This is a genomic window from Kitasatospora sp. NPDC004289 (assembly GCF_053602875.1).
In genome coordinates this window covers 1-12,549 of record NZ_JBSGEL010000129.1, presented here as the reverse complement: position 1 = coordinate 12,549, position 12,549 = coordinate 1, and the positions used below count along the sequence as shown (strand labels likewise).

Here is a 12,549-nt window from a genome sequence, read left to right as displayed (position 1 = left end):
GGGGACGGCAGCACGTGCAACTGGCTCGCCTGCCCCGATCTAGCGCTGGTCCGCCTTCCGGACTCGCGCAGTTCCTCGCGCCCCCGGAGTAGCCACTTTCAGCGCCTCACGGCGTCGAGGGCCAGCAGGGCGACGTGCAGGGAGAGGCAGGACTCCACCTGGTCGAGGTCGACGGCGAGGATGCGTTCGACCTTGTGGAGGCGGTCGTAGAAGGACGGCCGGGAGAGGTGGGCGGCGTCGGCGGCGGCGGACTTGTTGCGGCCCTGCTCCAGGTAGATCCGCAGCAGCTGGACCAGTTGCCCGCCGTGCTCGGCGTCGTACGCGAGCAGGGGCCCGAGCTCCCGCTCGACGTAGGTCTGGAGCCGGGCGTCGTCGCGGAGCAGGTGGAGCAGGCCGCGCAGCCGCACGTCCGGCAGCCGGTAGTAGGAGGCGGCCCGTCCGCCGGGGGCGTCGTGCAGGGCGGCGTCCGCGACCTGGGTGGCTTCGAGCAGGGTGCGCCGCGCGTCCCGGACCGAGCCGACCGAGGAGCCGACCGCGATCACGGGCTCGGGGACGGGTGACGCGGCGTCACGTGCGCCCTCGGCGACGAGCTTGCGCAGCGCCGCCGCGAAGGACTCCAGTGCCGTGTGCTCGTCCTGCCCGGAGCCGAGGGCGATCAGCAGCCCGACGCCCTCGTCGTCCAGCGCGCCGACCAGCGCCGAGAGCCGGCTGCTCCGCACCGCCGTGGCGGCGAGTTCGGTGAAGTCGCGCAGCCGGGCCTGGGCCTCCAGGGCCGCGGGGATCGGCCCGCGCCGCTGCCGCAGGACCACGCCGACCAGCCGTCGCCCGTCCAGCGGGACGCCCAGGGCGGCGGCACGCAGGGCGACCTCACTGACCGTCAGGGCGTGGGTGAGGATGCCGGAGAGCAGGGTGCGGTGGGTCTGCCGTTCCAGCGACTCGCGGTCGCGGACCACCAGTCGGTTCAGGGCCAGGGTGGCGGCGCCGCGCTCCAGCAGCATGGCGTGCGGGTGGGGGGTGTCGGCGGGCAGCGGGCCGGGGTCGGCGACCAGGACGAGGCGGCCCCAGTCCTGGCCGCGGGCGCCGACGGTGGTGACCAGCCAGCCGCTGCGCGGGTCGTGGCCGGTGCGGCCGGTGGGGTGGACGCCGCGGGAGCGGCGCTCCCAGCCCTCCAGCAGTTCGCTCTCGGGGCGGCCGGCGGTGTCGTGGGCCAGCACCTGGTGGGCGAGGTTCTCCAGCACCACGGGCGCGCCGGCCATCCGGGCGACCTGGCGGACCACCTCGCCTGGTTCGGCGCCTTCGGTGGCGAGCTCGTTGAAGACCTGGTGGACGGCCTCGGAGGTGCGCAGCTGTTCCAGCTGGGCGTTGACGACGAGGGCGTGCACGGCCTCGGTGACGGCGACGAAGCGCAGTTCGCGGCGGAGCGCGATGAGGGGGAGGCCGCGCTGCTCGGCGGCGTGCACCAGGGCGCGGGGGAGGGTGTCGAAGTAGCGGCGGCCGAACTCGACGACCAGGCCGGCGGCGCCGATCTCGGTGAGCTCGCGGACGTAGCGGGCCAGGCCGTCGCGGTCCTCGGGCAGGGCGATGCCGGTGGTGAGGACGAGTTCGCCGCCCTGGAGCATGCCGGCCACGTCGGGGAGCTCGCTGACGTGCACCCAGCGGACGGGGCGTTCCAGGTGTTCGGCTCCGGCCACGACCTGGGGCAGGCCGCGCCGCATCACGTCGAGGTCGAGCACGCGGGCGACGGTGGGGAGCACGGCGGCACCTTCCGGTGGGGGCGTCAGGGTGTCAGGTGAATCATGCATCGGTCGGACGACCTGTCGCCTTTCCACCCTGTAAGGCCTCTGCGGCGGAGGCTGTCGGAGTGAGGCTTGTCACCCTTCCGGGTGAGGAGGCAAGGTCAGCGGGTCGGCAGCACCGACCCTCTCCCCGGGTCGTGGCATGAATGCGGTGTTGCCCCCGGATTCCGTCGCGTAACCAGAACGCAACGGCGGATTCCCTTGTAGGGGCAACGGGCGGGTGTCAGGATCGCCGGACCCCGCTGATCCCTGGCCGACTCACCGGGTACCTGGAGGACAACGATGGATCTGACCGACTTCGGCGCGGGTGCGCAGTACATCGCCGGACGGCTCACCGAGGGCACCGGCAGCGAACCCTTCCAGGTCGTCAACCCGGCCACCGGGAAGACCGTACAGACCGTCACCCTGGCCTCGACCGGGGACGTGGACACCGCCGTCGCCGCCGCGAGGGCCGCGCTCCCGGAGTGGTCGGCCGCCACCCCCGGCGCCCGGTCCGAGGCGCTGCTGAAGCTGGCCGCGGTGCTGGCGGAGCACGCCGAGGACTTCGCCCGGGTGGAGACCTCGCAGACCGGCAAGCCGATCAAGCTCTCCACCGAGTTCGACGTGCCCGGCACGGTCGACAACACCTCCTTCTTCGCCGGCGCGGCCCGCAACCTGGAGGGCAAGGCGGCCGGCGAGTACTCCGGCGACCACACCTCCTACGTGCGCCGCGAGGCGATCGGCGTGGTCGGCTCCATCTCGCCCTGGAACTACCCGCTGCAGATGGCCGCGTGGAAGGTCCTGCCGGCGATCGCGGCGGGCAACACCATCGTGCTCAAGCCGGCCGAGCTGACCCCGCTGACCTCGCTGATGTTCGCCCGGGCCTGCACCGAGGCGGGCATCCCGGACGGCGTGGTGAACGTGGTCACCGGCGCCGGCCGCACCGCGGGCGAGCACCTGGTCTCGCACCCGGACGTCGCGATGGTCTCCTTCACCGGCTCCACCCCGGTCGGCAAGCGGGTGGCCGAGCTGGCCGTCGCGGGCGTCAAGCGCACCCACCTGGAGCTCGGCGGCAAGGCCCCGTTCGTGGTCTTCGACGACGCCGACCTGGACGCCGCCGTGCACGGCGCGGTGGCCGCCTCGCTGATCAACTCCGGCCAGGACTGCACCGCCGCCACCCGCGCCTACGTGCAGCGCCCGCTGTACGACGCCTTCGTCGCCGGAGTGGCCGAGCTGTACGGGCAGGTCCGGATCGGCGACCCGCTGAACCCGGCCACCGACCTCGGCCCGCTGGTCTCGTACGCGCACCGCGACCGGGTGGCCGGCTTCGTCGAGCGCGCCCGCTCGTACGCCACCGTGGTCACCGGCGGCCCGGCCCGGGTGCTCGGCCACGACGGCACCGACCTGAGCGTCGGCGCCTACTTCCTGCCGACCCTGATCACCGGCGCCCCGCAGGACAGCGAGGTGGTGCAGGGCGAGATCTTCGGCCCGGTCCTGGTGGTGCTCCCGTTCGACTCCGACGAGGAGGGCCTGCGGCTGGCCAACGACACCCCGTACGGCCTGGCCGCCTCCGCCTGGACCACCAACGTCCACCGCTCGCTGCGGGCCACCCGGGAGATCAAGGCCGGGTGCGTCTGGGTCAACGACCACATCCCGATCATCAGCGAGATGCCGCACGGCGGCTACAAGGCCTCCGGCTACGGCAAGGACATGTCCCAGTACTCGCTGGACGAGTACACGCAGGTCAAGCACGTCATGTTCGACACCACCGCGGTCGCCAGGAAGGACTGGCACCGCACGGTCTTCGGAGACAGATAATCCCCGTCTGCTCCGCCTCTTCCCCCGGAGGGTGTCCCCAGCATGGAGTTCAACGAGATCACCGACGGCCTGTCGGAGCCGGTCCGCAGGGCATGGGAACGGAGCCTCCTGGGCGGCCGGGCGGCGCTGACGCGCCGTCGGCTGCTGCAGGCCACCGCCCTGCTGGCCGGGGCGGGCGGCCTGACGGCCTGCGGGATACCCCCGGCGAAGACCGGCTCCGCCGAGGGGAAGGAGTCCGCGGCCCCGGACGCCTCGGACACCGACAAGGTGCTGAACTTCTCCAACTGGCCGCTCTACGTCGACGTCGACCCCAACGACGAGGCGAAGCGGCCGACCCTGGACGCCTTCACCGCCGCCACCGGCGTCAAGGTGAAGTACACCGAGGACGTCAACGACAACGTCGAGTTCTTCGGCAAGGTCAAGCCGCAGCTGGCGGCGGGTCAGGACACCGGCCGGGACCTGGTGGTGCTCACCGACTGGATGGCCGGCCGGCTGATCCGGCTCGGCTGGGCGCAGAAGCTCAACCCGGCCAACCTGACCAACGCGCTGACCAACCTGGAGGCCCGCTTCCGCGCCCCCGACTGGGACCCGGGCCGCCAGTACACCTACCCCTGGACCAGCATCCAGACGGTGATCGCCTACAACAAGAAGGCGACCAAGGGGAAGGAGGTCACCTCCGTCGCCCAGCTGCTGGACGACCCCGAGCTCAAGGGCCGGGTGACCTTCCTGTCGGAGATGCGCGACACCATCGGGATGGTGCTGCTCTCGCTCGGCAAGAGCCCGGAGAAGTTCACCGCGGACGACTTCGACGCCGCCGTGGCCCGGGTCCAGAAGGCCGTGGACTCCAAGCAGATCCGCAAGTTCACCGGCAACGACTACGGCCAAGAGCTCTCCTCCGGGGACATCGCGGCCTGCATCGCCTGGGGCGGCGACCTGATCCAGCTGAAGGCCGACAACCCCGACATCGAGTTCGTGATCCCGGCCGACGGCTACCTGGCCTCCACCGACAACCTGCTGGTCCCGGCCAGGGCCCAGCACAAGAAGAACGCCGAGCTGCTGATCAACTTCTACTATCAGCAGACCGTCGCGGCGCAGCTCACGGCGGGCATCAGCTACGTCTCCCCGGTCACCGGGGTGCAGGCCGAGCTCGCCAAGATCGCCCCCGAGGCGGCCGAGAACCCCCTGGTGATCCCGACCCCGGAGATGGCCGCGAAGGTGCACACCTTCCGCAGCCTGACCGAGGCCGAGGAGACCGCCTTCGAGGAGAAGTTCTCCAAGTTGATCGGCGCCTGACCCCACCCCACTCGGCCTTCTGAACACCCGACAGAGAGACCCCCATGACCAAGCAGCTGCGCGAGGCGGCGACGGCCGGCGGCGACGTACGCCTCACCGGCATCGGCAAGACCTACGGCGCCTTCACCGCCGTCCATCCGCTGGACCTGACCGTCCCGCAGGGCTCCTTCTTCGCCCTGCTCGGTGCCTCCGGCTGCGGCAAGACCACCACCCTGCGGATGATCGCGGGTCTGGAGGAGCCCACCAGCGGCACCGTGCTGATCGGGGGTCAGGACGTCACCGCGCTGCCCCCGTACAAGCGGCCGGTGAACACGGTCTTCCAGAGCTACGCGCTCTTCCCGCACCTGGACATCTTCGAGAACGTCGCCTTCGGCCTGCGCCGCCGCGGCAAGAAGGACGTCAAGAAGCAGGTCGAGGAGATGCTGGAGCTGGTCGAGCTCGGCCCGATGGCCCGGCGCAAGCCGCACCAGCTCTCCGGCGGCCAGCAGCAGCGCGTCGCGGTCGCCCGCGCGCTGATCAACCACCCGCAGGTGCTGCTGCTCGACGAGCCGCTCGGCGCCCTCGACCTCAAGCTGCGCCGCCAGATGCAGCTGGAGCTCAAGCGGATCCAGACCGAGGTCGGCATCACCTTCGTCCACGTCACCCACGACCAGGAGGAGGCCATGACCATGGCCGACACCATCGCGGTGATGAACGGCGGCCGGGTCGAGCAGCTCGGTGCCCCCGCCGACCTCTACGAGAACCCCGCCACCACCTTCGTGGCCAACTTCCTCGGCCAGTCCAACCTGATCCCCGCCCAGGTCAGCGGCCGCTCCGACGGCTCGGTGCTGCTGGACGCCGACGGCGCCCGGCTCGCCCTGCCCGAGGCCCGCTGCGCCACCGCGGCCGGCCGGGTCCACCTGGGCGTGCGCCCCGAGAAGATCACCATCGAGACGGCCGGCACCGAGGTCGCCGAGGGCCGCAACCGGCTCACCGGCACCGTGCTGGACTCCGCCTTCATCGGCGTCTCCACCCAGTACGTGGTGCGCACCGCCAGCGGCCAGGAGATCGCCGTCTTCGAGCAGAACATGGACCGCGACGTCCGGATCACCCCCGGTGCCGAGGTCGTCCTGCACTGGAACCCGGCGCACTCCTTCGGCCTCGACGCCGACCAGGCGATCGACGCGGGCACCGGGGAGGAGGCGGCGTGACCAGCACCACCGAGGCGGCACCGCCCCAGGTGATACCCCTTCAGGAGCGCCCCGCCAAGCGGAAGCTGACGGCCTACTGGCTGCTGCTGCCCGGCCTGGCCTGGCTGGTGGTCTTCTTCGTGGTGCCGATGGTCTACCAGGCCTCCACCTCGCTGCAGACCGGCTCGCTGGAGCAGGGCTTCCGGCTCACCTGGCACTTCTCCACCTACTGGGACGCGCTCAGCGAGTACAAGTGGCACTACCTGCGCTCGTTCGGCTACGCCGGGGTCGCCACCCTGCTCTGCCTGGCGATCGGCTACCCGCTGGCGTACACCATCGCCTTCAAGGCCTCCAAGCGCTGGCGCAACGTCATCCTGATCCTGGTGATCGCGCCGTTCTTCACCAGTTTCCTGATCCGCACCCTGGCCTGGAAGACCATCCTCTCGGACGGCGGCCCGGTGGTCTCGGTGCTCAACTCGCTGCACCTGCTGAGCATCACCGACGCCGTCGGGCTGACGACGGGTCAGCGCCTGCTGGCCACCCCGCTCGCGGTGATCTGCGGCCTGACGTACAACTTCCTGCCGTTCATGATCCTGCCGCTCTACACCTCGCTGGAGCGGATCGACCCCAGGCTGCACGAGGCGGCCGGCGACCTGTACGCCAAGCCGTTCACCACCTTCCGCAAGGTCACCTTCCCGATCTCGCTGCCGGGCGTGGTGGCGGGCACCATGCTCACCTTCATCCCCGCCTCCGGCGACTACATCAACGCCCAGCTGCTCGGCTCGCCGAGCGAGCAGATGATCGGCAACGCGATCCAGAAGCAGTTCCTGAACGTGCTGGACTACCCCACGGCCGCCGCGCTGAGCTTCATCCTGATGGCCCTGATCCTGGGTCTGGTGACGGTCTACATGCGCAAGGCCGGGACGGAGGAACTGGTCTGATGAACCGTCCCGTGAAGTGGCTGCGCCGCAACCTGGTCACCCTGGCCGGGCTCGCCGCCCTGGCCTACCTGATCCTGCCCAACCTGGTCGTGCTGGCCTTCTCGTTCAACAAGCCCGCGGGCAAGTTCAACTACGAGTGGAACCAGTTCTCCACCGACGCCTGGACCGACCCCTGCGGCGTGGCCGACATGTGCGGCTCGCTCTCGCTCTCGCTGCAGATCGCCGTGCTGGCCACCGTCGGCGCCACCGTGCTCGGCACCATGGTCGCGTTCGCGCTGGCCCGCTACCGCTTCCGCGGCAAGGGCACCGCGACCGGCCTGATCTTCCTGCCGATGGCCATGCCCGAGGTGGTCATGGCGGCCTCGCTGGGCACGCTGTTCCTCAACATGCGGATCCCGTTCGGCTTCACCACGATCCTGATCGCGCACATCATGTTCTGCCTCAGCTTCGTGGTGACGGCGGTCAAGGCCCGCGTGATGAGCATGGACCCGCGCCTGGAGCAGGCCGCCCAGGACCTCTACGCCACCCCGTTCCAGACCTTCCTCAAGATCACCCTGCCGCTCGCCGCCCCCGGCATCGCGGCCGGCGCGCTGCTCAGCTTCGCGCTCTCCTTCGACGACTTCATCATCACCCAGTTCAACTCGGGACCGACCACGGTCACCTTCCCGATGTTCGTCTGGGGCGCCTCGCAGCGAGGCATCCCGGTGCAGGTCAACGTGATCGGCACCGCGATGTTCATCGCCGCCGTCGTCCTGACGGTGGCCGGCCAGTGGGTCGGCAACCGCAGGAAGGCGCGAGCCTGACACTCTGTACACACCCTGCTGTGTACGCTCTGAAATGCCGTCAATCCGCAGAAAGTAGCTGATAGGCAGATGGACTCTGCCCGTGCTCTCAGTGACGCCCGTCCCACCCCGTTCTGGCTCGAGGACCCGGGTCGGCCGGAGGCCCTCGCGGCCCTGGTCGGCGACACCCGGTGCGACCTGCTGGTCGTGGGCGGCGGCTACTCCGGCCTGTGGACCGCGCTGATCGCCAAGGAGCGGGACCCCTCGCTCGACGTGGTGCTGATCGAGGGTCACGAGATCGGCTGGGCGGCGTCCGGGCGCAACGGCGGGTTCTGCGCCGCCAGCCTCACCCACGGATTCGGCAACGGCCTCCAGCGCTGGCCCGGCGAACTGGCCGAGCTGGAGCGCCAGGGCATGGCCAACCTCCAGGCCATCGAGGACACCCTCAAGCGCTACTCCATCGACTGCGAGTGGGAGCGGACCGGCGAGATCGACATCGCCACCCAGCCGCACCAGCTCGCCGAACTGCGCGAGGTGGCCGAGGCGGTCGCCGAGTACGGCACCGACCTCACCTTCCTGGACGCCGACGCCCTGCGCGAGCAGGTCGACTCGCCCACCTTCCTGGGCGGCCTCTGGGACAAGGACGGCGTGGCCATGCTCCACCCGGCCAAGCTGGCCTGGGGCCTCAAGGACGCCTGCCTCTCCCAGGGCGTGCGGATCTTCGAGCGCACCAAGGGCCTCTCGCTCGCCGAGCACGGCAGCGGCATGGCCGTCCGCACCCCGTACGGGCGGGTCTTCGCGCGCAAGGTCGCGCTCGGCACCAACGTGTTCCCGTCGCTGGTCAAGCGGGTCCGCCCGTACATCGTCCCGGTGTACGACTACGCCCTGATGACCGAACCGCTCACCGACGAGCAGCTCGCCTCGATCGGCTGGACCGGCCGGCAGGGGCTCAGCGACAGCGCCAACAAGTTCCACTACTTCCGGCTCTCCGCGGACAACCGGATCCTGTGGGGCGGCTACGACACCATCTACCACTTCGGCAGCAAGGTGCAGTCGGAGCACGACCAGCGCCCGGAGACCTTCCGCACCCTGTCGCGGCAGTTCTTCCAGACCTTCCCCCAGCTGGACGGCATCCGCTTCACCCACGCCTGGGGCGGCGCGATCGACACCTGCACCCGCTTCTCGGCGTTCTTCGACACCGCCTACAAGGGCCGGGTCGCGTACGCCGCCGGGTTCACCGGCCTCGGCGTCGGCGCCACCCGGTACGGCGCCGAGGTGATGCTCGACCTGCTCGCGGGCGAGCTGACCGAGCGGACCTCGCTGGAGATGGTGCGCAGCAAGCCGCTGCCCTTCCCGCCCGAGCCGGTGCGCTGGGCCGGGATCGAGATCACCAAGTGGTCGCTGGACCGCTCCGACCGGCAGGGCGGGCACCGCAACCTCTGGCTGCGCACGCTCGACAAGCTGGGCCTGGGCTTCGACAGCTGACGGTCCGTCCGCGCGTGCGGCGAGGGGCACTCCGCTTCGGCGGGGTGCCCCTCCGGCGTGCTGCGGGCCTGCTCTAGCCTGGCGCCGTCCCGCCCCTGGACGCTGCGTCCGTTCCGAAGGAGCCACCATGGCCCCCGCCCCCGCCCTGGCCGACCTGCGCGAGGTCTGCCAGCCCGCCGCCAAACTCGCCCTCCGCAACGGCGAGCACTGGGCCGGCCGGCTCTACATGCGCGGGATCTCCCTGCGCGTCACCCGCCAGCTGGTCCGCACCCGGGTCAGCCCCAACACCCTCACTTGGCTGATGGTGGTCTGCGGCGTCGGTGCCGGAGCCGCCCTGCTGATCCCCGGCCTGGCCGGCCCGCTGCTGGCCGCCGTGCTCTTCCAGGGCTTCCTGCTCTTCGACTGCGTGGACGGCGAAGTCGCCCGCTGGAAGCGCCAGTTCTCCACCGCCGGCGTCTACGTCGACCGGCTCGGCGCCTACCTGGCCGACGCCGCGCTGCTCGCCGGGGCCGGCTTCCGGGCCGGCCAGAACGACTTCGGGGCGTGGTCCACGATCGGCTTCGCCACCGCCCTGGGCGTGGTGCTGCTCAAGGCCTCCACCGACCTGGTGGACGTGGCCCGGGCCCGCAGCGGCCTCTCCGTCGCCGAGGACGCCGCCGCCCAGCCGCGCTCCCAGGGCGTCGCCACCCTGCGACGGCTCGCCTCCGCCTTCAAGCTGCACCGGCTCACCAACGGCATCGAGGCCTCGCTGCTGCTGCTCGCCGCCGCCGTGGCCGACACGGTGACCGGCGACCTCACCCCCACCCGGGCAGCGGTCGCGCTGCTCGCCGCCGTCACCTGGGTGATGGTGCCCGCCCACCTCGCCTCGATCCTGGCCTCCTCCCGGCTGCGCTGACCGTCCGTCCCCTCGCGCCGGCCCCCTCGCGCCGGCCCTTCGCGCCGTCCCCTCCGAGGTGGCTCTCCGGGGTCGGCTCCTGTGGGCCGGCTCTTGTGGGTCGGCGAGGGGGAGGCGTGTAAGACCCGGCGCTCGCGCCCCTCTCTCACTCCTGACGGATGTCCGGAGCACCGAGGAGCGCACGATGGAGACCACCCCGCTGGACTGGCTGGTGTCGGCGGCCGACGACCCGGCGGCCTGCCGGGCGGAGTGGGAACGCGGCGGCCGCGGCGTCATGCCGCTGCCCGCCGGCCGCGTCTGGGACGTCCTGCTGGTCCCCGGCCCGCTCGGCCGGGCGGCCCACCGGATGCTCGCCGAGGTGGGCGGCCCGGCCTTCGCCGAGTTCGGCGACGCCCGGGTCGGCTTCCTGGTGCCCGTCGGCACCGCCGCCCGGTGGGTCGGCACGAGCGTCCGGGCCGCCGGCTACGGCACCCGGGTCGCCCTGCCGCACCCGGCGGGCGGCGGCAGCGGGCTCCGCTGGCTGACCCCACCGGACGGCTCCGGCCGGCTGACCGACCCGGTGCTGCTGGAGCTGGCGCTGCACGAGGCCGCCGCACTGGCGCGTCAGCCCCGCGTGCATGACGACCTGTAAGGCTGAATCTCCATTCCCCGTCAGCCTGTTCGTTGAGACGGGCCCGATCGGTCAGCAGACTGGAGGACGAGCGCGGTAGCCCCGTGATCGGACTTCGGAGGCATGAGGACCTTGAGCAAGCACATCATTCACTGGATCGACGGCGCTCCCGTCGCCACCGCCGGCTCCGCCCCTCGGCGCGGCGACATCTTCGACCCGGCCACCGGCCTGGTCACCGGTCAGGTCGACTTCGCCGGGATCGAGGAGGTGGACCAGGCCGTCGCGGCGGCCGCCTCCGCCTTCGACGAGTGGCGCCACGCCTCGATCGCCAAGCGCACCCAGGTGCTGTTCGCGTTCCGCGAGCTGTTCAACGCCCGCAAGGACGAGCTCGCGTCGATCATCGTGGCCGAGCACGGCAAGGTGCACTCCGACGCGCTCGGCGAGCTGGCCCGCGGCCAGGAGGTCGTCGAGTACGCCTGTGGCATCCCGCAGCTCGTCAAGGGCGGCTTCACCGAGCAGGCCTCCACCGGCATCGACGTCTACTCGATCCGCCAGGCGCTCGGCCCGGTCGCCATCATCTCCCCGTTCAACTTCCCGGCCATGGTGCCGATGTGGTTCTTCCCGATCGCCATCGCGGCCGGCAACACCGTCATCCTCAAGCCCTCCGAGAAGGACCCGTCCGCGGCCAACTTCATCGCCCAGATGTGGAAGGAGGCCGGTCTCCCCGACGGCGTCTTCAACGTCGTGCACGGTGACAAGGTGGCCGTCGACCGCCTGCTGGAGCACCCGGACGTCAAGGCCGTCAGCTTCGTCGGCTCCACCCCGATCGCCCGCTACGTCTACGAGACCGGCACCCGCTACGGCAAGCGCGTCCAGGCACTCGGCGGCGCCAAGAACCACATGCTGGTCCTCCCCGACGCCGACCTCGACCTGAGCGCCGACGCCGCCATCAACGCCGGCTTCGGCGCGGCCGGCGAGCGCTGCATGGCCGTCTCGGTCCTGGTCGCGGTCGACCCGATCGGCGACGAGCTGGTCGAGAAGATCAAGCAGCGGATGGCCACCCTCAAGGTCGGCCCGGGCTGCAACGGCGACAGCGAGATGGGCCCGCTGGTCACCGGCCAGCACCGCGACAAGGTCACCTCCTACGTCGAGTCCGGCCTCGCCGACGGCGCTGAGCTCGCCGTGGACGGCCGCAAGCACGCGATCTCCGAGACGGACACCGCCGGTACCCCCACGGCCGACGGCTTCTGGCTCGGCCCCACCCTGTTCGACCACGTCAAGCCCGGCATGTCCGTCTACAACGACGAGATCTTCGGCCCGGTGCTCTCGGTGGTCCGGGTCTCCTCCTACGAGGAGGGCCTGGCGCTCATCAACAGCAACCCGTACGGCAACGGCACCGCCATCTTCACCAACGACGGTGGCGCCGCCCGACGCTTCCAGCACGAGGTCGAGGTCGGCATGGTCGGCATCAACGTGCCGATCCCGGTCCCGGTCGCCTACTACTCCTTCGGCGGCTGGAAGGCCTCGCTCTTCGGCGACACCCACGCCTACGGCCCGGACGGCGTCCAGTTCTTCACCCGCGGCAAGGCCGTCACCTCGCGCTGGCTGGACCCCTCGCACGGCGGCATCAACCTGGGCTTCCCCACCAACTCCTGACCGGAGCGCGGTGACCAGGTGACACGACGGCGGCCCGCCCCCACAGTGGGGTCGATCTGGTACGCGGCGGTGGCGGCGCCCCAGGCGAAGCCGGGCGGGAAGGCCGGGCGGAGGGTCGCCTCGGT

At 71.3% G+C, this 12,549-nt stretch carries 10 protein-coding genes; 9 read left to right on the top strand and 1 reads right to left on the bottom strand.

The genetic code is table 11. From position 1 onward, the window contains the following. Positions 1-98: 98 nt before the first annotated feature. Complete coding sequence (locus ACWEPF_RS38715) at positions 99-1,754, bottom strand: PucR family transcriptional regulator (RefSeq protein ID WP_345285589.1); 1,656 nt, start codon at positions 1,752-1,754, stop codon at positions 99-101. A 324-nt stretch (positions 1,755-2,078) separates the two neighbouring features. On the opposite strand from ACWEPF_RS38715, the gene ACWEPF_RS38710 reads away from it, so the two are divergent. The 9 genes from ACWEPF_RS38710 (at position 2,079) to ACWEPF_RS38670 (ending at position 12,424) form a co-directional block, all read left to right on the top strand. Continuing rightward, a complete protein-coding gene (locus ACWEPF_RS38710) occupies positions 2,079-3,593 on the top strand; it encodes a gamma-aminobutyraldehyde dehydrogenase (protein WP_452176347.1) in 1,515 nt (504 codons plus the stop codon). Positions 3,594-3,635: 42 nt separating this feature from the next. Beyond that, positions 3,636-4,886, top strand: a complete 1,251-nt coding sequence (locus ACWEPF_RS38705; RefSeq protein WP_345285593.1) for a polyamine ABC transporter substrate-binding protein — start codon at positions 3,636-3,638, stop codon at positions 4,884-4,886. 44 nt (positions 4,887-4,930) lie between these two features. Beyond that, the gene (locus tag ACWEPF_RS38700; protein WP_449798064.1) at positions 4,931-6,076 is read left to right on the top strand and encodes an ABC transporter ATP-binding protein; all 1,146 of its coding nucleotides are present in this window, start codon (positions 4,931-4,933) and stop codon (positions 6,074-6,076) included. Next, positions 6,073-6,996, top strand: a complete 924-nt coding sequence (locus tag ACWEPF_RS38695; RefSeq protein WP_452176346.1) for an ABC transporter permease — start codon at positions 6,073-6,075, stop codon at positions 6,994-6,996. Before ACWEPF_RS38700 ends, ACWEPF_RS38695 begins: the two co-directional genes overlap by 4 nt. After that, positions 6,996-7,799, top strand: a complete 804-nt coding sequence (locus ACWEPF_RS38690) for an ABC transporter permease (RefSeq protein WP_345285599.1) — start codon at positions 6,996-6,998, stop codon at positions 7,797-7,799. Before ACWEPF_RS38695 ends, ACWEPF_RS38690 begins: the two co-directional genes overlap by 1 nt. 69 nt (positions 7,800-7,868) lie before the next feature. Further along, the gene (locus tag ACWEPF_RS38685; protein ID WP_345285600.1) at positions 7,869-9,263 is read left to right on the top strand and encodes an NAD(P)/FAD-dependent oxidoreductase; all 1,395 of its coding nucleotides are present in this window, start codon (positions 7,869-7,871) and stop codon (positions 9,261-9,263) included. Between the two features lie 127 nt (positions 9,264-9,390). Further along, entirely contained in the window at positions 9,391-10,158 is a 768-nt protein-coding gene (locus ACWEPF_RS38680; RefSeq protein WP_345285602.1) for a CDP-alcohol phosphatidyltransferase family protein, read from the top strand. 184 nt (positions 10,159-10,342) lie between these two features. Beyond that, positions 10,343-10,789: a hypothetical protein gene (locus tag ACWEPF_RS38675; RefSeq protein ID WP_452176345.1), complete on the top strand. Its 447-nt coding sequence runs from the start codon at positions 10,343-10,345 to the stop codon at positions 10,787-10,789. A 102-nt stretch (positions 10,790-10,891) separates the two neighbouring features. Beyond that, a complete protein-coding gene (locus tag ACWEPF_RS38670) occupies positions 10,892-12,424 on the top strand; it encodes a CoA-acylating methylmalonate-semialdehyde dehydrogenase (RefSeq protein ID WP_345285606.1) in 1,533 nt (510 codons plus the stop codon). Positions 12,425-12,549 lie beyond the last annotated feature (125 nt).

Excerpts from the sequence above, each read along its gene's own strand:
- ACWEPF_RS38675 (WP_452176345.1), top strand. The coding sequence starts at position 10,343 with ATGGAGACCACCCCGCTGGACTGGCTGGTGTCGGCGGCCGACGACCCG.
- ACWEPF_RS38700 (WP_449798064.1), top strand. The coding sequence starts at position 4,931 with ATGACCAAGCAGCTGCGCGAGGCGGCGACGGCCGGCGGCGACGTACGC.
- ACWEPF_RS38710 (WP_452176347.1), top strand. The coding sequence starts at position 2,079 with ATGGATCTGACCGACTTCGGCGCGGGTGCGCAGTACATCGCCGGACGG.
- ACWEPF_RS38685 (WP_345285600.1), top strand. The coding sequence starts at position 7,869 with ATGGACTCTGCCCGTGCTCTCAGTGACGCCCGTCCCACCCCGTTCTGG.
- ACWEPF_RS38680 (WP_345285602.1), top strand. The coding sequence starts at position 9,391 with ATGGCCCCCGCCCCCGCCCTGGCCGACCTGCGCGAGGTCTGCCAGCCC.
- ACWEPF_RS38670 (WP_345285606.1), top strand. The coding sequence starts at position 10,892 with ATGAGGACCTTGAGCAAGCACATCATTCACTGGATCGACGGCGCTCCC.
- ACWEPF_RS38690 (WP_345285599.1), top strand. The coding sequence starts at position 6,996 with ATGAACCGTCCCGTGAAGTGGCTGCGCCGCAACCTGGTCACCCTGGCC.
- ACWEPF_RS38705 (WP_345285593.1), top strand. The coding sequence starts at position 3,636 with ATGGAGTTCAACGAGATCACCGACGGCCTGTCGGAGCCGGTCCGCAGG.